Below are 20,793 nucleotides of genomic sequence, written 5' to 3' on the forward strand. Positions count from 1 at the left end.
AGGGAAATCGAACAGGACGGCCCACCACGTGGCCAAGCATGACCAGATGTCACGCTGAAAATCCCCCACCCCTTTTGGCCGTCTTCGCCAAACGATCCGACATACACAAAACAGGCGCACGCAAGGTGTGCCAGTGCAACAACAGGGAAACGCACAATGAAAAAACTACTCTCCTCCGTCGCCGCGGTTATGGTTTTGTCCAACCCGCTTTTTGCTGAAACAACATTGACTGTGGCCAATTGGTTGCCGCCATCGCACCCGCTTGTCTCTGAGGTCATCGTGCCTATGACAGAGCAAATCACGGCTGCGACAGGCGGCGAAGTTGTCGCCAATATCCTGCCCGCCCCATTAGGACCGCCAGCTGCGCATTTTGACTTTGCCATCAATGGCGTCGCGGACATCACCTTTGGCGTGCAAGGGTACAATCCGGGTCGTTTCAAGACCACGAATATCGCAGAAATCCCGTTCTTGGGCGACAGTGCAGAAGCGATTTCCGTCGGTTACTGGCGCACGTTTGATGCCATGCTCAAAGACGCTGGCGAATATGACGCGGTCAAGGTGCTGGGGGTCTTCACCCATGGTCCAGGCGAGATTTTCCTAAAAGAGGGCGACGCAAGCGCTGTCGATCTTTTGGACGGTAAAAAGCTACGCGTGGGCGGCGGCATTGTTCATGAAGTGACATCCACGTTGGGCGCGGTGCCTGTCGAGGGGCCATCGTCGAAAGCTTACGAATTGCTAAGCCAAGGCGTGGCCGACGGCATCCTGTTCCCTTACGAGTCGGTGAATTTCTTTAAACTGATCCCGCAGCTTGAAGTGGGCGTTTCTGTCCCCGGTGGCTTGTACAACACGTCGTTTTACATCGTGATGAACAAGGCAAAATGGGACAGCCTGCCCGCAGAGCAACAAGAGGCAATCGACAGTGTGACTGGCGAAGCCTTGGCGCGCATGGCGGGTCAAATGTGGGATCGCGCGGATGCAGCGGGCCTCGAGGCCATGGCCGGATCAACAATCGTGACACCAGCGACAGATGAACAGGTTACTGCGTGGACGGCAGCCCTGGCGCCTGTGATTGATGAAAAAGTTGCGCAAGTGTCAGAGACTGGCGTGGACGGCCCCGCTGCTCTTGAGATGCTCAAAGCTGAAATCGCCGCAGTCGTTGCTGAAAAATGACCGACACTGCGGAAACACCACGTCAGGAGGCGCAAAATCTTGCGTCTCCTGACCACCACCTGACGCCTTCGGGGATCATCTTGGGAGGTATAGGTGGGCTTTTTTTGGTCGCGATGATGGGGCTGACGGTCTGCGATGTTGTTGGCCGCTATGTCTTCAATGCCCCAATCAAAGGGGCGGGTGAATTGACCGAAATCTTGCTCTGCGCGGTGATTTTTCTGGGTCTGGGTGCTGTGTCTTTAGCCGAAAATCACGTGACGGTTGATCTGTTGACCGATAAATTTCCCGACGCGGTGCAACCCTTTCGCCAAGCCCTGACAGGGCTGTTGAGCGGCGTCATTCTTGTGGTCGTCGCATGGCGCATCTGGATCTACGCAGGCCAAATCGGCGGCTACGGCGGGTCGACCACCAGCTTGAGCATTCCCATCGCGCCCTTGGGCTATTTTTGCGCCATTTGCGCGCTTATCGGCGGTCTTATCACCGCATTTTTACCGCTCAAACGCTTGTATTTGCAGTTGAGCCACAAAGGACAAAACTGATGGAACATTGGCCCGTTGGCATGGCTATCTTGGTCGTGTTGTTGTTTTTGGGCGTGCCCATTGCCTTCGCGCTGGCCAGCGTCGGATTGGTGGGGGTTGTGGCCATTATCGGCTGGTCGCCTTCCTTGGCCCTGCTGGGGTCTGTGTTTTTCGACAATGGGCGCGACTATTCGCTGTCTGTGTTGCCGCTGTTCTTGATGATGGGGAATTTCGTGGTGCAATCGGGCATCGCACGCGAGCTATACGAGTCCGCCTATGCGTGGCTGAGGCATCGCAAAGGCGGTTTGGCAATTGCCACTGTTGTGGCCTGTGGAGCGTTTTCGTCGGTTTGTGGCTCATCGCTTGCGACCGCTGCGACCATGACGAAAATAGCGCTGCCGTCCATGCGCCGCTATGGCTATCCTGATCAGCTGTCGACGGCTGCTATCGCGGCGGGTGGCACTTTGGGCATCTTGATCCCACCCTCTGTGATCTTGGTGTTTTATGGCATTTTGACCCAACAAGACATCGGACGTTTGTTTCTGGCAGGGCTTATTCCTGGCGTGATCGGCGTCATTGGCTATTCCATTGCCGTGCGCCTTTCCATGCGGTTTCAAGGCATTGATCTGCAGACAGAATCCAAACTGCCACTGATGGATCGCATCCGCGCGCTCAAAAGCACTGCTGGCGCCTTGGCCTTGTTCACCTTTGTTATGGGCGGAATTTACCTTGGCGTGTTCACCCCCACCGAAAGTGCGGGCATGGGGGCGGCTGGCGCCTTTGTCTTGGTTATTTTGAAGCGTCAGTTTTCGGTCCAAGCCACGTTGGCGGTGTTGTTTGACACGATGAAAACCACCGCGATGATGTTTTTCATCCTCTTCGGGGCGCTGACCTTTACCAACTATGTGAATATGTCGGGTATGACCCAAGACATCCAATCGCTGATCACAGGGCTGACCAACAGTCCGCTGGGGTTCATCGTGATTGTGCTGTGCATTTATCTGGCCTTGGGCTGTGTGTTGGAAAGCCTGTCGATGATCATGCTTACCGTGCCCGTCTTTTACCCGATTGCCGCCAACCTTGGGATCGACCTGATTTGGTTTGGTATCTTCGTGGTGATGGTCACTGAAATTTCCTACATCACCCCGCCCGTGGGCATGAACGCCTTTGTTTTGCGCTCCGTCGTGCCCGATGTGCGTCTTGGGACGATCTTCAAAGGCCTTGTGCCTTTCGTGTTCATGGATGTGCTTCGGATAGCACTTTTAACAGCCTTCCCTGTGCTGGTGTTATTCCTCACTTAGAGAGACGAGAAAAACAATGACCACTCCCTATAAGATTGGCGTGATCGGTGCCGGTAATATCGGCACCGCCATGGCCGCGCTTTTGTCGCAATCTGATGCCAAGGTTTGGCTGACCGCCCGCGGAGCGCGCCTAGAGCAGATCACCCAAGACGGCGTGCAATTGAATGACAGAGGCAAGGTGATTGCAGCGCGCCCTAAGACCTGCGCGCAGCTGAGTGAGCCGATGGATGCGCTGTTTGTCTGTGTGAAGTCGCAAAGCCTTGCAAGCGCCATTAAGCTGAATAAGGCCGCCATCACCCCGGACACCTTGGTGATCCCGATGGTGAACGGATTGCCGTTTTGGTTTTACGCCGATGATACCGGTTTTGGCGCGGCCTCGCTGTTGGACCCTGACGGTGGTTTGGCAGAACTTTTGACGCCCCAACAAGTGCTTGGCGCGGTGCTGTTGATGACGGTACAAACCGATGCCAGCGGGCAGGCTCAGTCGAGCAACACGCCAACGCTCAGTCTTGGAACTGTCTGCGCGGGCGTCGATCTAAGCCATGTCGAGGCTTTGATCGCACTGTTGGAACAAGGCGATGTGCGCACGGATTTGCACCCGAACATTCGACAAAAAGTTTTGGTTAAACTGTTGGCCAACTTTGCCACCAATCCGCTATCGGCTTTGACAGGGGCGATGCTGGATGAGATCGGCAAAACACCAGCGCTGTGTGATATCGCCACAGCCCTTGCCGATGAGTTTCGCGATTGGGTTACAGCGGAGGGATATGAGCTGCCGCCAAACCCGTGGCTCACGGATTTGCTGATCGATGCGGGCGCGTTTCCGACCTCGATGTTGCAAGACGCTTTGGCGGGCAAACCCTTAGAACTTGACGCCATTTGCCGCGCGCCGATGGTGTTTGCACAAGCTAAGGGCAAAGACATGCCCGTTCTGCAAGCGCTGTTAGACCTTATTCAAACAGCTGACAGCATTCCTCTTTCTCTCGCGCAGGTGCCTGCAGCCCTTAAAACGCTACGCCCTGTCGCAACCACCGCATGACCGCCAACCTGCTCGAAAGGATCTCTCAATGACCATGCAAAGTTCCCCTGCCAAAGATTCCGTGCCAATGGATGGCATGACCGAAGCCGAGCTGCGCGTGCAGTTGGCGGACTTCTATCATCTCGTCAGCTACCTTGGCTGGACAGAATTGATTTTCAACCATATTTCCGTGCGCTTGCCTGGCGAGGATCACGCCTATCTCGTTAACCCGATGGGACTGCATTATGACGAGGTGACCCCAGAAAACCTGTTGGTTGTGGGGGTGGATGGCAAGCTGTTGCGTGACAGTGAATACAAACCAAACCCCGCGGGTTTTGCCCTGCATGGGGCCATCCACGCGCACCGCGCTGATGTGGGCTGTATCGCGCATACGCATACGACGCCGATTTCTGCGATGACCATGAAAGGCTTTGATATCGATCATGACAGTTTTTACGGCGCGCAGCTGTACGGGCGGGTGGGCTATCACACCTTTGAAGGCATCACGATCTATGACGAGGAACGCGAACGTATGTTGGCCTCGCTCAAGGACAAACATGTTTTGGTTTTACGCAACCACGGGATCGCGGTCTGTGAAGCCGATATTCCGCTGACGTTTTTCTTGTTGTGGACCGTGCAGCGTGCTGCCGAAATTCAATGTGCGGCAGGGGGCATTCCCGGGCCGAACAATGCCTTGACCGATGAGGTCAAACAACGCTGCGCCGCAGATGCGCAGCGCCTGAAAGACAACGCCTCTTTCGCGACTTTGCTTTATGATGCCATGGTGCGCAAAATGAAACGCGATCGACCTGAGTTCGCCTGAGTTCGGGCGCAGTTTTTCTTGAGGTTTTACAGGGCTGCCGCTGTGCAGCCCTGTTTTGCATGCGACGCCCAAAGCTTCGGTCAGTTCGTATCACTTTTACATTCTATTTCACGGTAAAGCTCACTAGACTAAGGGAACAAACCTGACGCGAAGAGAAACAGTTGTGACCGTACACCAGGATAACCCCGATAAATTTAAAGAAAATTGGCCTTTCTTTTGGGTCAGTCAAATCAACGCGGCCTATGCCAATGCTTTGGAACGCCGCATCAAATCATACGGCGTTGATTTGCCTCGTTGGCGCGCGATGATGAGTCTGTACGAGGATCAATATCTGTCCGTGTCCGAAATTGCAGATTTTTCGGCGCAAAAGCTCAACACCACCACCAAGGTTGTACAACGCATGATGAGTGACGGTCTGGTGTCGACCCGCGTGCGCCCCACGGATGGACGCGTGACAGAAGTCTGCCTGACGGACAAAGGTGAGAAGCTGCGTAAAAAGGCTTTTGCCGAAGCGCAGGCCATTTTCGAGAGCACATTTGCGAAACTGTCAGACGCAGAACTGGCCGCGTTGAACAGCACTTTATCCGATCTCTTTGCAAGCCTGAAAAAGCTATGAAGCGCTGCTGAAGGCGATGATCTGGCTTTATGAAAACAACCCATCTGAGACACCGAAGATCGACGAACCACCGCCCTTGTCCTAGCGGCTTTAAACGTTGGTGGCATGGTTTTGTGGTGGGCGGTCGATAACGGTGCTCTTGGCGACGAGGTGACAGAGGCCTCTCGCCGTTTGGCCGCACAGATACACCATCTATCTTAGGCTTTAAAAGGCGGGCGTGTGCTTCAAGATCTTCTGCGCTTCGCTGCCAAGAATATCCACAAGAACGTCACTGCCCGAACGCGGCTGCGGCAATTGCGGCTGAATCAACGCAATATCCCGGCTGGCAGAGGGGTCGTTTATCGCAAACAGACGCACATCCGTGCCACGGCGCGCCTCAATCGCGGCATAAATACTGGGTAAAATCGCGATCCCTGCCCCTGCAGCCGCCATAAGACGAATGGCGTCCAAACTGGTGCCCTCATATTCGTCCGACACACGCCCACCGCCACTTGCGGCCAGACCAGCAACGATATGCGACAACCGGTGCCGTGTGCCCAGCGTCAGCAAGGTTTGCCCTTTTAAATCCGCCAATTGTAAAGATTTAGCGCCCCGCGACAGCGGATGATCATGGGCCACAGCCGCCCAAAGTTTCTCAGTAAACAGATGGTCCTGACGCGCTCCGGGATGATCTTCAGGCGTAGAAATGACCATATCAAGCCGCCCACTGCGCAGCCCTTCGTCAAGATCGCGGGTGTTTTCTTCGCGCACGATCAGGCGAAAACTGGGATGTTCTTTGTGCAATCGCTGCACCACGCCGGGCAGTAAATAGGGCCCCACCGATGGCAAAACCCCCAAACGTAACCGCCCTTGAAAAATCCCGCCACCTTGGGCAGCTGCGCGCAGATCTTCCAATTCATGCAAAATTTGGCGCGCGCGCCGCACAACATCTTCGCCTACGGGCGTGATCTTGGAACCAGAGCGCCCGCGTTGAAATAAAGTTGCCCCAAGGTCTTGTTCGACCTCAGCCAATTGCGCTGACAGACTTGGCTGGCTGACATTCAACTTTGCCGCAGCCAGTCCGACCTGTCCGGTTTCGGCGATGGCGACAATATATTCGAGCTGGCGAAGGGTTGGGCGCATCATAGCTCCAGACTATATAAAATACAGTTTATATATATTTGAGAGTATTCTTATTTCAAGCGATATCGCAGCCACGTCTCCCTCCCTCGCGCAATTGCGCGGGGCCGCCACCAACCAAAAGGACCAGACATGGAACTCTCAATCGCCTCTTTGGCGAGCAACCTGCTCGCGCCTACCATCTTGTTTTTTATACTTGGTCTGATTGCCGCTTTTGCCCGCAGTGACCTTTCGATCCCAGTGGGTGCGGCGAAAATCATGTCGATTTATCTGCTCTTGGCCATCGGATTCAAAGGTGGGGCCGCTGTGGCCAAAAGCGGCATCGACGCGCAGCTGGTCGCCTCGCTTGGCGCTGGCATGGTCTTATCTTTCATATTGCCCTTTGTGGCCTATGTGCTCTTGCGCAACCTAACGAAACTTGATGCGATGAATGCCGCCGCCGTCGCGGGTCATTATGGGTCGATTTCGATTGTCACCTTTGTCACGGCTGTCAGTCTGCTTGAAGCGCGCGGCATCTCGTCCGAAGGCTATCTTGTGGCCGTGGCCGCCGTCATGGAAGTGCCAGCCATCATATCCGCGCTTTGGATTGCCGCACGCAGCGGTGGGGCTGCGGCGATCGACTCTGCACTTATTCGCCATATACTTGGCAATGGCTCTATCGTGCTTCTGGTTGGCTCTTTCGTGATCGGCGGATTGACCGGCGAAGCAGGTCTTGAGGACCTTCATCCCTTTATCGTTGTGCCGTTCACCGGAGTTCTAGCGCTCTTCTTGCTCGATATGGGTCTGTCTGCGGGGCGCAGCTTGATGGAAAATCGCAAAGATATCACTGCTGGGTTGCTGGTTTTTGGCTGCATTATGCCGGTCATTGGCAGCTTCTTTGGCTTGGGTATGGCCGCCCTGATCGGTCTGTCTTCAGGTGGCGCATTCTTGATGATGGTCTTAAGCGCCTCCGCGTCTTATATCGCTGTGCCCGCTGCGATGCGCTTGGCCTTGCCTGAGGCAAAGCCCGGCATCTACCTGTCCCTCGCTCTTGGTGTCACCTTCCCCTTCAATCTCACACTCGGCATGCCGCTTTACTTTTTGATGTCAGGTTGGGTTTAATGGGCTTGTCGTGACGAATTTTAAGATGAAAGCCAGCTTTTGAGCACCTGCATGATCGGCTGTTTCACGGTCACGTAACTGCAGTGCGCAAGTCGATATGATAGCGTGAAGGTCGCGCTAACTGCCTCAAAAACGATCTTCACGCCAATGTGAGCAACATTAAATATCTTTTTTGCAACGGAAAATTCAGAGTGTCACGTAACTATGTCTAAAGGCCTAAAAATATATACGGTCACAATCAGTTAGAGGAACATTCGTTTGAAGAAATTGTTTGTCGTTGTTGCATCCGTCGCGGTCCTGTCTGTGGCTTATGTTTATACTTTTGGCCTGCCGCCTGCGGTTGCTGCGTTGGTCAAGCCCGATGAATCCAGTGATGCAGGCGCTGCAACACCTGCGCGTGGTGGTGGTCCAGGTGGCGGCGGACGGCGCAACAGTGCAACGACAGTGGTTTTGTCACCGCTGGCAGAGCAAAACTACGCACTTGTCTTGCGCACCATTGGCACAGCGACCGCGCTGCACAGTGTCGATGTCGTCGCCAGCGAATCTGGCACTGTGGCCGAGGTAAAGATGGCCGCAAACGGGAGCGTCGAAGCCGGTGATGTTCTTGTGAGACTGGATGACCGCACGCAACAGCTTGCCTTGGAAATCGCCGTGGCAGAACGTGATCAAGCGCAAACAACCGTAGACCGCTATGAGACCTTGAAGGCCAGCGGCAATCTGACGGTGACGAATGTCTCACTGACCGAAGCTGACATTGCTTTGCGTCTGGCCGAAGCCAATGTCGGATTGGCCCAAATCGCCTTGGAAGATCGTGTCATTCGCGCCCCTATCACGGGTCAATTGGGTTTGAGCGATATTCAAGTCGGCGACTATATTTCGACAAATACTGCCATCGTCAGCATTGACGATTCCAGCACCATTTTGGCGGAATTCGAAGTGCCTGAACGCTCTGTCGGCCTGCTGGAAATCGGCAAGCCTGTGATGATTGGTACGCCGACCTACGCAGGACGCATTTTCGATGGCGCTATCACTGGCTTCGACACCCAGCTGGACGCCGTGACGCGCAGTGCAACAGGCCGCGCCGAAATTGACAACACGCAAGGTCTGCTTTTGTCTGGCATGACGTTCAACGTGCGCATGGTTGACGAGACAGAACCCCTGCCGGTTGTGCCCTCAACCGCTCTGACATGGGATCGCACAGGCGCTGGTATTTGGGTCTCGGATGAAGGCCACGCCGCGCGCCATTCGGTTGCCATCCGTTACCGCGAAGGCGATCAGGTTTGGATTGAAACAGATGTGCCATTGGGCAGTGAGATTATCGTCGAAGGTGCCGCCAAACTGCGCGCGGGCGCCGCTGTAACCTCAGCCGCTGATGCAAAGGGCAAGCCATGAGCTTAGAGAAAAAACTGCATAAGGCGGGGTTCGCCGATACCTTTGTCGCCCGACCGATCTTTGGCATCGTCTTGAACCTTTTGGTCATTATCGCGGGCTTAACGGCTTTATCAAGTGTCGATGTGCGAGAAATGCCAGATGTCGACAGCCCTGTTCTGTCTGTGCGCACCACCTATGAGGGCGCGGTCCCTGCGACGGTGGATTCAGAAATCACCCAAGTGCTTGAGGACGCTTTAAGCGCTTTGGAAGGGCTGTCTTACATCGAGTCGACCTCAAGCACTGGATCAAGCCGGATCACCATCGATCTGTCCGACGGCACGGATGTTGATGTCGCCGCGAATGAAGCCCGTGAAATCGTATCCGACACCTTGCGCCAATTGCCCGATGATGTGGATGATCCCGAGGTCAGCAAAAGCGACACCAACTCTGATGCGATTATCCGTCTGGCTTTGCTGGGGGATGCTTCATTTGACGAGCTTACCCAATTGGCCGAAGGGCCTATCTACGAGCGGCTTTCAACGATTGACGGGATCGCCGAAGTCACCGTGCGCGGCAATCGGTCGAACGAGTTTCGGGTCACAGTCAATCTGACATCTTTGCTGAGCCGAGGTTTGACAATTTTAGATGTCAGCACGGCTTTGGAAAACCTACGCGATGACACGCCTTTGGGCTCAATAGAGGCTGAAAATCAGACCCTTTCGTTGAGTGTCGCCAGCAAGAATGTCACGGTTCAAACCATCGCCGCGGTGCAGATCAACAGCACCACTACGGTTGCAGATGTCGCATTGGTACAGCTTGTCCCCGAAGAAAGCTCTGTCTTTGCCCGCGTCAACGGTCAGACGGCAGTTGGCATGGACATCACGCGCCAATCCATCGGCAACACGCTTGATATTTCGCGCGCCGTGACCATCGCCGTGAATGAACTTCAAGCGCAACTGCCTGAAGGTGTTGAGCTGATTATCGGCTCAGACGATGGTATCTTTATCGAAGGCTCTATCTCAGAAGTTGTGAAATCGATCATGCTGGCCACGGCCATTGTGGTCGCGGTGATCTTTGTGTTCCTGCGCTCTCCTCGCGCCACATTTATCCCTGCGGTGACAATCCCAGTGGCGCTGATCGGCACATTGGCCGCGATCTGGATCACCGGATTTTCGGTCAACACCATTAGCTTGCTCGCGCTTGTTTTGGCCACGGGCATGGTTGTGGATGACGCGATTGTTGTGATCGAAAACATCGTGCGCAAACGCAAAGAAGGCATGGGCGCTTTCGCGGCGGCCGCAGCGGGCACCAATGAGGTGTTCTTCGCCGTTATCTCGACCACCGCGACCTTAGCGGCGGTGTTTATTCCAATCTCATTCTTGCCCGGTCAGGCCGGTGGCGTGTTCGCGGAATTCGGCTTTGTTCTGGCCTTTGCTGTGACGCTATCGTCTTTCACGGCGCTGACATTGACCCCTGTTTTGGCAGCCCTTTTGGACCCCGGAAAACGCGACGCAGAGCGCGCGCCTGAGGTTGAAAAACAAAGCGCACTGGCCAAATATTTTGACAAAATCATGGACTTGGCGATCAAAACGCCTGTCTTTGTGATCGCTGTAGCGGGCGCCTTTGTGATCATCTCTATCGGCGCTGCCACAACCTTGCCATCAACCGTGACGCCGACCGAAGACCGTGGTTTCTTTTTGATCCAAGCGCGCGGTGCGTCGGACACAACCGTGTCTTACCTCGACAGTCAGGTGGTGATGGTTGAAGACATCCTTGAGCCCTACCAAGAAACCGGCGAAATCGAGACAGTGCAAAGCATCGTCGGCGTTGGGGGTGGGACAAGTGCCTTTATTATTGTGCGCCTACCCGATTGGAATGATCGCGATTTTTCCCAAGCCGAGCTGATGACCAAAATCAACGGCCAACTGTCGGCAATTCCGGGCGTGCGTGTGAGTGCCAGATCGACCAACAGTCTGAACATTCGTGGCGGGGGCAGTGGACTGGGATTGGCTGTCACAGGCACGAACCTTGACGACATGACCGCCGCAGCTGAGACCTTGATCGCGGCCATGGCGCAAGATGAGACTTTCGTGAACCCACAACTGTCAAGCGACAGCGTTGACGCGCAATTGCAAGTGAACGTTGATGATGCCGCGGCCAGCGACATGGGGCTGACCAGTTCTGAAATGACAGCCCTGATCAGCGCCATGGTGCAAGGCAATGTCGCCGTCAGCGTATTTGAAAATGACACAGAAGTTGACGTCAACGTTGTACCAGGCGGTCCGCCCATCGATGACCCGTCAGACATCGCGTCCTTGTCCGTGCGTTTGGATGATGGCGGCTATGTGCCCCTCTCTGCGCTGGCCTCGCTTGAAATGGTTGTGTCGTCAGCACAGATCGAACGCAAAGGCGGTGCTTTGACCGTCGCTTTGCAAGCCAACCTTGCCGAGGGCGCGACCCTGTCTACCGCCATGGCTCACGCGCAAGCTCTGGCGGCCGAGACTTTGCCAGATGGCATGGGTCTGATCTTTACCGGCGAGGCCGCAACGCTGACCGATGGTGCAGATGCGCTTTACACCGTTTTTGGCGTTGCGATGATTGTGGTGCTGCTGGTGCTTGCGGCGCAGTTCGAAAGCTTTGCCAGCGCTGTGGTGATCATGATGACGGTGCCATTTGGTCTGGCCGCTGCCCTTTTGGCGATCTCGCTGACGGGTGGATCGCTGAACTATTACAGTCAGATCGGATTGGTCATTTTGATCGGCGTCATGGCGAAAAACGGGATTTTGATTGTCGAGTTTGCCAATCAGTTGCGTGAAAAAGGTCAAGACATTGACGCGGCCATCCGTAACGCTGTGCGGTTGCGTATTCGTCCGGTGATGATGACGATGATCTCGACGATCTTTGGTGGCTTGCCTTTGATCTTTACCTCTGGTGCTGGCGCCGAGGCACGGATCGCCGTGGGCTGGGTTATTGTCGGCGGCTTGGGCTTTGCCACAGTGTTTACGCTGTTCTTGACCCCAATTTTTTATCGCTGGATCGCGGTTTGGGGGTCTGCCCCTGGTGCGGCTGCGGCGCGCTTGGAAGCCGAAGTCACAGCTTAGAACGCATCCACACATGATTTTTTGCGGCCAGTGGTTTAATGTCACTGGCCGCAATTGTATCGCCACCCTTAATGAGCAACACAAAGCGAAGGGTTTGTTGCCGTTTCGGCAAAGCTCCCCTACCTGATACGTTCTTCCCGTGCCCAATCCCAAAACCTAATGATGGACCTGTACCCATCGAGAGGATTGATCATGACTGAGACCAAAGGCGTTGTTGAGCAAAAACTGGAAGCACTCGGGCTGAAACTGCCACCTGCCCCGCGTCCAATCGGAAACTACCTGCCTGCAGTTCAGGTTGGAAATATGCTTTACGTGTCGGGCACTTTGGGCACGATCCGCGATGAAAACGACAAAGACATCATGCCGATCAAAGGCAAGCTTGGCGGCGAGCTGACGATTGCCCAAGGCTACGAGTCTGCCAAACTGATGGCGCTCAACCACTTGGCTTTGATGAAGCTGGTCATCGGCGATTTGGACCGTATCGAGCGCATCGTGAAAATGGTTGGCTATGTCAATTCCGCGCCAGGCTTTACCGAAGCGCATCTTGTGATGAACGGCGCCTCGGATCTGTACCTTGAGCTGCTCGGCCCAGAACGTGGCAAACACGCGCGCGCCGCCTTGTTCCAAAACGAGCTTGGCTTGGATGCCCCTGTTGAGGCCGAAATGACGGTTCTTTTGAAGTCATAATGACGACGGTGCCCAGCATCTTTGTTGGGCCCCCTCAAGCGCTTTGGCGTCCAGCGCTTCCCAATGTGCAAACCGGTCCTCGGCGAACTTTGAAAACAGCTCAGTTGCCGGGGACAAAACACGTTGACGCCTGCGCGCGATAGACAAACGACGGTGCGCAAAGGCCGCGCATTGCAGATTGACCGGCGCGAACGTCCCGTTGACCACTTCGCTATACACCCCTTGCAGCGGCACAAACATCACCGCTTGCGTGCGCAGGGCGTAGTTGCGCAAAAAGTTCAAAAGATTGCTGCGCGCACAGGGCGAGACCTCGGCCTTTTCCTTTTTCGCCACCCGTTTGACCAGCTGCGAAATGCCAAAACTGTCATCTGGCAAAACATGCCGATACGTCAAAATCTCGGCCAACCCCACCGCACGTCCGTCGCTTAAGGGGTGAGCGGGCGGCACAAAAGCCATCAAAGGCTGGTGGCAATGGGCCGTGGTTTCAATCGCGTGGTGGTTTGAGAAATCATAGACAAACCCGATATCCGCCTCGTAGCGATCCAAGGCATTCACCGTCTCATCCAAACTGGCGACGGTGATTTCAAAGGTCACATCAGGATAGGCTTCATTGAACTCGGTTAAGATGTCGGGCAGGAAATTTTCGGTGATCCCCTCGACCGTGGTGATGCGGATCACGCCACGATGCAGGGCGCGCAAATCATCGATATCAGAATGAACCAATTGCAGCTGCGCCTCAATCTTCAACCCATGCACCCAAAGCCGCTCGCCCGCTTCTGTCAGGCTTACCCCGTCAGACCGGCGATCCAGCAGCACACAATCCAGTTCATGTTCCAACGCAGAAATTTGGCGGCTGATGGCAGAGGCGGCAACATGTTGCCGATCAGAGGCGCGTCGAATCGACTTACACTTGGCAACCTCCATAAAATATCTCAAACCGTTCAAATTCATAGCATTGCCCTATTTTTATGCACAAAAACCACTCGATTCCTGTACGCCCCTGTTGCCAATATGGCAACGCCCACGTCGCAAGTTAATGCTACCTTCTCCAAAATTTGCAATGCCATAGTTGGTGCAACGAACGAGCCGCTTGTGGATCTGCAGCCCCTAGCCCGCGTTTGTTTGAATTTGTGAATCTTCTGAACCGACCCACACGACCCAAAAAAGAAGAACACCGCGCTTTATCATCCTGTCCAACAAAGGAAAATTCCATGAAATTGTTCTCAACCGCCTCAATCCTCGCGGCCTCAGTTCTGCTCACGAGCGCCGCCAACGCGCAAGAGGTCACATTGCGTTTGGGCCACACCGGCGCACCAACGCACCATTACCAAACCATCTCTGAGCTTTTCGCAGAAACAGTCAAAGAGCGCTCAAACGGCGAAATCCAAATCGATGTCTACCCCGCCGATCAACTGGGCAAGCAATTGGAAGCCGTCGAAGGCACCATGCTGGGCACGCAAGATATCTTCCTCGTCTCAGACACTGTTTTGTCGAACTGGGTGCCAGACATGGGCATCTTGAACCTGCCGTTCATGTTCTCGTCACTCGACGATGTGCACGAAGTTCTTGAAGGCCCTGTGGGTGACAAACTTGAAGCGAAAATGGCCGGCACTGGTGCGACTGTGATCGGTTGGTGGATGGGCGGCTTGCGCAACATCACCAACAACGTGCAACCCATCACCGATCCGTCACAGCTTGAAGGCGTTAAAATCCGCGTGCCAGAAGGCGAAGTTTTCGTTGAAACCTTCAAAGCCATGGGCGCCAACCCAGTGGTGATTTCCTTCGGCGAGCTTTATTCCGCTTTGCAACTTGGCACGGCTGACGCACAAGAAAACCCGCCTGCGCATATCTTGACGCAAAAATTCTACGAAGTTCAGGCCTATACCTCTAAAACCGCGCATATCTATCTTGGCTCGCCCTTGATCATGAACGAAGCCCTGCTCGCGTCCTTGTCTGAAGAGCACCAAAAGATCATCTTGGACACAGCCACCGAAATGGCTGCCGTGCACTTGAAAATGGTCAATGACTTGGAAGACGCACAATGGGCTGAATTGGCCGCTTTGGGCAATCAGATCAACGAAGTTGACCCAGCGCCGTTTCAGGCCGCAACGGCCCCTGTGATTGAAATGTTCAAGAAAACACTAGACGCGGATATCATCGAAGAAATCCAAGCCACTCTGGCCGATTAATCCAACTTGGCGCGCGGGGCCGATGCGTCGCGCGCCAATACATGAAGGTTGCTTATGAAATTTTTTGATCTCTTGGACATGTTTGTCAGATTTGTTGCAGGCCTGTGCCTGTTCGCGGTCTTTGCCTTGGTCACCGCGCAGGTCGCCAGCCGGTTTTTGTTTAACTTTTCGCTTGCTGCCGCCAGCGAATTGTCAATCTACGCGATGATTTGGTCGGTGTTTTTAGGGGCAGCCGTCGCCTTTCGCTCCAACAGCCATATCGCGATGGACATCTTGAAAAAAAATTCGCCCAAACCCTTTGAGGGCGTGGCAGATGTGTTGATTTTCATCTCACTGGCGGGCTTTTTGTGCTTGATCGCGCATGAGGGCTACGACTTGGCCATGCGCGCCATGCGCCAGTCATCCCCCGCCGCAAAAATTCCGGTCGGCTACATCACAATGGCGATTCCCGTGGGCTCGATCCTCGCGCTGGTGTTTTTGATAGAGCAAAAACTGAGCCCGTTTTTTAAGGACAAACGCCATGACTGAGATCCTGTTTCTGGCCCTCTTTTCCCTGTTAGTGATGGGCGTGCCTGTCGCCTTTTCCCTTGGCATCGCATCGGTCGCGGCCTTGTATTTTGGCAGCTCCATCCCGTTGATCATCGTGCCGCAAAAGCTGTTCAATGGTCTCAATTCTTTTCCCTTTCTGGCGATCCCTTTGTTTTTGCTCGCGGGCAATATCATGGCGGCGGCGCAAATATCTGAACGGCTGGTCAAGCTTTCCGGCCTTGCTTTGGGTCGCTATCCGGGTGGCCTGGCGCAGATGTCCACGGGGGCATCCGCCTTTTTCGGCGCGATCTCTGGCTCGGCCCCTGCGACCACGTCGGCTATTGGGTCCATCTTGATCCCATCGATGGTCAAGCGCGGCTATGCGCCTGCTTTTGCCGGCGCGGTTGTGGCCTCATCCGGCGCGCTGGGTTTGATCATTCCACCCAGCCTTACAATGGTCATTTACGGCACCATCGCGGACGTTTCGATCGGTGATCTGTTCATCGCGGGCATTTTGCCTGGGATCGTGATTGCCTGCGCTTTGGGTGTGGTGAATTACATTATGGCGAAGCGTCTTGGGCTGACGGGCGAACCTGTCAGCGCCGATATGAGCCCCCGCAAAGTGATCGCGGAAAGCAGTTTGGCTTTGGTCATGCCTTTGATCATTCTGGGTGGAATTTATGGCGGTATCTTTACCCCCACTGAATCTGCCGCTGTCGCCTGCCTTTACGGCTTGATCGTGGGGATGTTTATTTACCGGTCGATCACCATCAAATCGCTTGGGCCTATTTTTATCGACACCGCCATCAGTTCGGCGATTGTCATGTATCTGATGGGCACAGCAAACGCCTTTTCCTTTATAATCACCGCCGAACAGGTGCCGCAGGCCTTAGCCGCATCGATTTTGGAATTCAGCTCGAACCCCACCTTGATCATGGTGATGATCCTTGTATTGCTCTTGCTTGCGGGTACGTTTTTGGACAATGTCGCAGCACTTGTGCTGTTGGTGCCAACCTTGGGCACTTTGATTTTGGCAGTGGGTATCGACCCGGTTTATTTCGGCGTCTTCACTGTCATCGCTTTGGCTGTTGGCAATTTCACCCCGCCTGTTGGGTTGAACCTGTTCATCGCCGCGCGCCTATCGGGATCGCGCATGGAAGACATATCTAAAAGCGCGCTGCCTTATATAGGCGCCTATTTGGTGGTGCTTGTTTTGCTGATCCTTTTCCCTAAAGTCATCACCTTGTTTGTGTGATCACTAGACCCCACGGAGCCTAAATTGAACACCGAACTTACATCTGTCAGCGCCACCACATTGGCCGCGCGTCTTGCTTCTGGCACGCTCACGTCCCAAGCGCTGGTTGAAGCCTGTTTTGCCGCGATCAAAGCCCATGGTGATGACGCGATCTTCATCACCTTGACCAAAGACACCGCGTTGCAAGCCGCCAAAGACAGTTACGCGCGCCGCAAAGCTGGGCAACCGCTTAGCATTTGGGACGGAATTCCCGTGGCGTGGAAAGATTTGGTCGACATCCCAGACACGCCAACAACAGCCGCCAGCGCGGTTTATGAGCATGCAAGCGCCCCCGCGAAAGGCGCTGTCATCTATGACAATTGCACCAAAGCGGGTCTGATCTGCATCGGCAAAACCAATCTGTCGGAATTCGCCTACTCTGGCCTTGGGTTGAACCCACATTTCGGCACGCCAGTGAACCCGCATTCTACGAATACGCCTTTGGCCCCTGGTGGGTCTTCCGCTGGCTCTGCCGTGGCGGTTTCGGCATCTTTGGTGCCGCTGGCGATCGGCACAGATACCGCCGGTTCCGTGCGTGTGCCCGCGTCTTTTTGCGGCATCACGGGGTTCAAATCCAGCCTGTCCCATTATGACAAAACCGGTATTTTTCCATTGTCAGCCAGCTTGGATTCCGTCGGCAGTTTTGCGCATTGCTTAGAGGACCTCATCACCTTCGATGCGATTTTGCGCGGCAAGACTCCGCAACCAACACCTGAAACTTCGCCTACGAAACCCAACCTGATTGTGCCAACAGATGTGGTCTTGAAAGACTTGGACGCGGACGTCGCCGCCTGTTTCGAAGCCACGTTAGAAAAGCTCGCAAAAGCAGGCTATACCATCACCCACCGCGCCTTTCCGATCTTCACCGAGGTGACAGATCTATTCGCCAAACACGGCACATTGACCGTGGCCGAGGCCGCGACGGTGCACAAAGATCTGCTGACCAGCACGGATGCCGCAAAGATGGACCAGCGTGTGTTTGAGCGGATGAAAACCGCGACACAGTTTTCCGCGCAAGACTATATCCAACTACAATGGGAACGTGCCCGTCTGGAAACAGCCGTCACCGACACCCTTGGTCACGATATTTTGGTCTTCCCAAGTGTTGCGATCACCGCGCCCGAAATTGCCGAATTGGACGCCGACACAGATCACTTTGCGCGCACGAACCTGATGGCTTTGCGCAACACCATGTTGGGCAATTATCTGGGCATGCCCGGCGTCAGCATCCCCGCGGGTCACGCGCAAAACGGCGCACCGATTGGGGTGTTGTTTTCCATGGCCACGTCATTGGATGTGGACTTGCTACAGCACTGTCGCGCGATCGAGGCCGCTTTGAGGGGATGACCCAAAAATAAGAACCCTGCGCGGCCCTTTGGGGCCGCCGCACCCATCCAAAACCGAACCCTTGACGCTACCCAAGCATCAAGGCTCCGACCAAGACAAACCCCGCTAGGAACAGGCTTTGCACAACCAAAAGCCCGATCGCGGGCCCGCCCACCTGCAAAATACGCGGAATTGACGTCTTCATCCCCACAGCGGCGATGGCCGTCAAAAGCGCCCAGCGAGACACGACAGAGGCCAAATCGCGCAGGACCTCGGGCAACAAATGAAACGAATTCAGCGCTGCGACAATCAAGAACGCCACGACAAATCCGGGCAACAACGGCGGACGCGCTTCGCCAGGTTCGGCGTATTTGCGCAAGAACATCGACGCGATCAACACCACAGGCGCCAGCATGGTGACGCGGATCAATTTGACCACCGTGGCCAAATCGCCTGTTTCTTCCGAAATCGAATAGCCCGCGCCGACCACTTGGGCGACATCGTGAATCGTGCCCCCTAAAAAGACGCCAGATTGGCGCAAATCCAGTCCAAGTTTATCTGCCAAAATCGGATAGAAAATCATGGCGATGGTCGACAGAACAGTCACGCTGACCACAGTGAACACCAGATCACGTTCGCGGGTCTCGCCTTTGGGCAAGATAGACGCGATGGCCATCGCCGCAGACGCCCCACAAATGGCGACAGAGCCACCGGTCAGAAAAGCAAACATTGTATCGCGGCCGAAAAACCGCCCAATCAGCAGTGAAAACAAAATCGTCAAAATCACCGCCACAACAGTCAGCCCCACCAAAGCAGGCCCCAAAGCTTGCAACATCTCGACGCTGATCCGCGCGCCCAAAAGCGCCACGCCAAAACGCAACAGGCCTTTGGCGGCAAAAGCAACGCCCGGTTCGGTGCGCGCTTCTTCGGATAAAAACTGCAAAGAAATGCCCAGCAAAATGGCCATCAACATCGCGGGCGCGCCGTAATGTTCCGACAAAAACTGCGCGGTCACAGCCACAAGACCCGCGATCACAAGCCCAGGAAAAATCCGCTCGGCAGTCTGTTTCCAATTCATCATGAAAAAAGTCCTAGTCTAGTTGAAGGCCACTGGCCACCGCAAACGGCTCACCAAAAGGCGGCCTGTCTATGGTGGTGCCAGTCAGGGCATTGATAAAATCAACAAGTGCTGCGACATCTGTGTCGCGCAGCGCAAGGGGCTTGGCGTCCCAAAAGACGACACCCGAGCGTTTGAATGGTATTTGCGGGCGTCTTTGAAGGGGCATCCGGGGGCTCAATCTGGGATAGGTTGGTATTACGAAGTCGGGCGCGGCGTCACCGGCATTGATCTGGTGCGGGCCTATATGTGGTACACATTGTCTGCCATCGGCGGGGATCCTGATGCGGCGATATCGCTGGAAGAAGTTGTGAAAAAATGATGCAAGAGCAGATCTATCAAGCGCATATTTTGGTCAATGAGTACAAGGTTTGGATGTACCCGTTCAGATAAGCGAACGCAGATGATCGGATGAGGGCGCGCGCATGCTGAACACGCACGCCCCGCATCGTTTTAGTTCAGGTCTGCATCACGGGCTGCGTTCACGTCAGCTTCGGCTTGTGCAACCGCAACATTTAACGCTTCAAAGACTGCTTCGCCGTTTGCAACATTGGCTTTGAACCAGTCGTAAACAGGGGCTGCCGCCGCTTTGAAGTCCGCTTTTTGCGCAGGTGTTGGCACGTAAAGATCGCCGCCGCCGGCTACGAATTCTTCATAAGCTGCGATAGATTTGCGCTTTGGTGAGGCAAATGTCGCTTGCTGCAAGGCATAGAAGCCATCGACCACAACGCGGCGCATGTCTTCGGGCATAGACATGAATGTATCATTAGACATCCACCACAAAGCGCCCATGTAAGCGTGGCCATCCAAGGTCACGTATTGCAAGCCAGCGTCTGGAAATTTCATGCCCATGATGTCGGTGATGCCGTTTTTGGAGCCTTCAACAACGCCCGTTTGGAACGATGTGAACAGCTCGGGCCACGGGATCGGCGTTGGGGATGCACCCATAGCTTTGACCAGCTCTTGCGGCAGATCGGCGACAACAGTGCGGATTTTCAGACCTTCCATGTCGGCAGGCTCAGCAACACGACGTTTTGTGTTGGCAAAGTTGCGCCAGCCACCGGTGTTGCCAATGGTCATCAAACGCACTGTGTCGCCTGAATCAGCCAAAGCCATGTCGCGCATTGTGCGCACAAAATCGCCAGACAAAACGTGTTCCGCGATGCGGTCGTCAGCCATCAAATATGGCAGGTCAAGCACTTGCACATATGGGAAAATGCCGGACGCGCCGCCTGAGGTCGAAATGTAGATATCAACGCTGCCATCCGCCACGCCTTGCAAACATTCCGCGCCGTTTGAACACAGCTGCGTGCCGATGAACAATTCGACTTCGATCGCGCCGTTGGACGCCGCTTCGACGTAGTTTTTGAACACCACAAGACCGTCATAGTCTTCGTCGTTTTCATTCGAGTTCGCCGTTGCACGCAGTTTGAAATCTGCCGCAGTGGCTGACAATGCAGTCCCTGCCAAAAGCGCGGACAGCGCGAGTGTTTTAAGCGTATGTTTGAGCATGT

Annotated in this window: 18 protein-coding genes and 1 pseudogene; 15 read left to right on the plus strand and 4 right to left on the minus strand. The window is 54.7% G+C overall.

Features of this window, described 5'->3' with window-relative positions; translation table 11 throughout:
- Positions 1-156 precede the first annotated feature (156 nt).
- The 6 genes from WNY38_RS15220 to WNY38_RS15245 all read left to right on the plus strand — a co-directional run bounded on the left by WNY38_RS15220 (position 157) and on the right by WNY38_RS15245 (position 5,446).
- Positions 157-1,170 (plus strand): TRAP transporter substrate-binding protein, encoded by a 1,014-nt coding sequence (locus tag WNY38_RS15220; RefSeq protein ID WP_342858213.1) that lies wholly within the window; start codon positions 157-159, stop codon positions 1,168-1,170.
- Positions 1,167-1,709 (plus strand): TRAP transporter small permease, encoded by a 543-nt coding sequence (locus tag WNY38_RS15225; protein WP_342858214.1) that lies wholly within the window; start codon positions 1,167-1,169, stop codon positions 1,707-1,709. The genes WNY38_RS15220 and WNY38_RS15225 overlap by 4 nt, the downstream gene beginning before the upstream one ends.
- Positions 1,709-2,989: a TRAP transporter large permease gene (locus tag WNY38_RS15230; RefSeq protein ID WP_342858215.1), complete on the plus strand. Its 1,281-nt coding sequence runs from the start codon at positions 1,709-1,711 to the stop codon at positions 2,987-2,989. The genes WNY38_RS15225 and WNY38_RS15230 overlap by 1 nt, the downstream gene beginning before the upstream one ends.
- Before the next feature lie 16 nt (positions 2,990-3,005).
- Positions 3,006-4,028: a 2-dehydropantoate 2-reductase N-terminal domain-containing protein gene (locus tag WNY38_RS15235; RefSeq protein WP_342858216.1), complete on the plus strand. Its 1,023-nt coding sequence runs from the start codon at positions 3,006-3,008 to the stop codon at positions 4,026-4,028.
- Between the two features lie 28 nt (positions 4,029-4,056).
- On the plus strand, positions 4,057-4,830 hold the full coding sequence (locus tag WNY38_RS15240; protein WP_342858217.1) for a class II aldolase/adducin family protein: 774 nt from the start codon (positions 4,057-4,059) through the stop codon (positions 4,828-4,830).
- A 163-nt stretch (positions 4,831-4,993) separates the two neighbouring features.
- Entirely contained in the window at positions 4,994-5,446 is a 453-nt protein-coding gene (locus WNY38_RS15245) for a MarR family winged helix-turn-helix transcriptional regulator (protein ID WP_342858218.1), read from the plus strand.
- 204 nt (positions 5,447-5,650) lie between these two features.
- On the opposite strand, the gene WNY38_RS15250 is transcribed toward WNY38_RS15245, so the two are convergent.
- Positions 5,651-6,571 carry a LysR substrate-binding domain-containing protein gene (locus WNY38_RS15250; protein WP_342858219.1) on the minus strand — a complete coding sequence of 307 codons (921 nt, stop codon included), beginning with the start codon at positions 6,569-6,571 and terminating at the stop codon, positions 5,651-5,653.
- A 126-nt stretch (positions 6,572-6,697) separates the two neighbouring features.
- On the opposite strand from WNY38_RS15250, the gene WNY38_RS15255 reads away from it, so the two are divergent.
- The 4 genes from WNY38_RS15255 (at position 6,698) to WNY38_RS15270 (ending at position 12,825) form a co-directional block, all read left to right on the plus strand.
- Positions 6,698-7,666, plus strand: a complete 969-nt coding sequence (locus tag WNY38_RS15255; RefSeq protein ID WP_342858220.1) for a sodium-dependent bicarbonate transport family permease — start codon at positions 6,698-6,700, stop codon at positions 7,664-7,666.
- 258 nt (positions 7,667-7,924) lie between these two features.
- On the plus strand, positions 7,925-9,058 hold the full coding sequence (locus WNY38_RS15260; protein ID WP_342858221.1) for an efflux RND transporter periplasmic adaptor subunit: 1,134 nt from the start codon (positions 7,925-7,927) through the stop codon (positions 9,056-9,058).
- Entirely contained in the window at positions 9,055-12,138 is a 3,084-nt protein-coding gene (locus WNY38_RS15265) for an efflux RND transporter permease subunit (RefSeq protein ID WP_342858222.1), read from the plus strand. The genes WNY38_RS15260 and WNY38_RS15265 overlap by 4 nt, the downstream gene beginning before the upstream one ends.
- Before the next feature lie 192 nt (positions 12,139-12,330).
- On the plus strand, positions 12,331-12,825 hold the full coding sequence (locus WNY38_RS15270; protein WP_342858223.1) for a RidA family protein: 495 nt from the start codon (positions 12,331-12,333) through the stop codon (positions 12,823-12,825).
- On the opposite strand, the gene WNY38_RS15275 is transcribed toward WNY38_RS15270, so the two are convergent.
- Positions 12,820-13,776, minus strand: coding sequence for a LysR family transcriptional regulator (locus WNY38_RS15275; RefSeq protein ID WP_342858224.1), 957 nt, complete (start codon positions 13,774-13,776; stop codon positions 12,820-12,822). The two genes, WNY38_RS15270 and WNY38_RS15275, sit on opposite strands and share 6 nt — an antisense overlap.
- Before the next feature lie 260 nt (positions 13,777-14,036).
- On the opposite strand from WNY38_RS15275, the gene WNY38_RS15280 reads away from it, so the two are divergent.
- From WNY38_RS15280 to WNY38_RS15295, 4 genes are read left to right on the plus strand one after another with little or no spacing between them, the layout of a single operon-like run.
- Positions 14,037-15,014 carry a TRAP transporter substrate-binding protein gene (locus WNY38_RS15280; protein ID WP_342858225.1) on the plus strand — a complete coding sequence of 326 codons (978 nt, stop codon included), beginning with the start codon at positions 14,037-14,039 and terminating at the stop codon, positions 15,012-15,014.
- A 54-nt stretch (positions 15,015-15,068) separates the two neighbouring features.
- A complete protein-coding gene (locus WNY38_RS15285; protein ID WP_342858226.1) occupies positions 15,069-15,542 on the plus strand; it encodes a TRAP transporter small permease in 474 nt (157 codons plus the stop codon).
- Positions 15,535-16,797: a TRAP transporter large permease gene (locus WNY38_RS15290; protein ID WP_342858227.1), complete on the plus strand. Its 1,263-nt coding sequence runs from the start codon at positions 15,535-15,537 to the stop codon at positions 16,795-16,797. Before WNY38_RS15285 ends, WNY38_RS15290 begins: the two co-directional genes overlap by 8 nt.
- Positions 16,798-16,821: 24 nt before the next feature.
- A complete protein-coding gene (locus WNY38_RS15295; RefSeq protein WP_342858228.1) occupies positions 16,822-18,183 on the plus strand; it encodes an amidase family protein in 1,362 nt (453 codons plus the stop codon).
- A gap of 67 nt (positions 18,184-18,250) precedes the next feature.
- On the opposite strand, the gene WNY38_RS15300 is transcribed toward WNY38_RS15295, so the two are convergent.
- Complete coding sequence (locus WNY38_RS15300; protein WP_342858229.1) at positions 18,251-19,243, minus strand: YeiH family protein; 993 nt, start codon at positions 19,241-19,243, stop codon at positions 18,251-18,253.
- Positions 19,244-19,379: 136 nt separating this feature from the next.
- Here WNY38_RS15300 and WNY38_RS15305 point away from each other — a divergent pair.
- Positions 19,380-19,672: pseudogene (locus WNY38_RS15305) on the plus strand (tetratricopeptide repeat protein); the annotation flags it as partial.
- A 60-nt stretch (positions 19,673-19,732) separates the two neighbouring features.
- Here WNY38_RS15305 and dctP read toward each other — a convergent pair.
- Positions 19,733-20,791 (minus strand): TRAP transporter substrate-binding protein DctP, encoded by a 1,059-nt coding sequence (gene dctP / locus WNY38_RS15310; protein ID WP_342858230.1) that lies wholly within the window; start codon positions 20,789-20,791, stop codon positions 19,733-19,735.
- Positions 20,792-20,793: the final 2 nt, after the last annotated feature.

Source organism: Pacificibacter sp. AS14 (assembly GCF_038899935.1).
Classification (GTDB): Bacteria; Pseudomonadota; Alphaproteobacteria; order Rhodobacterales; family Rhodobacteraceae; genus Celeribacter.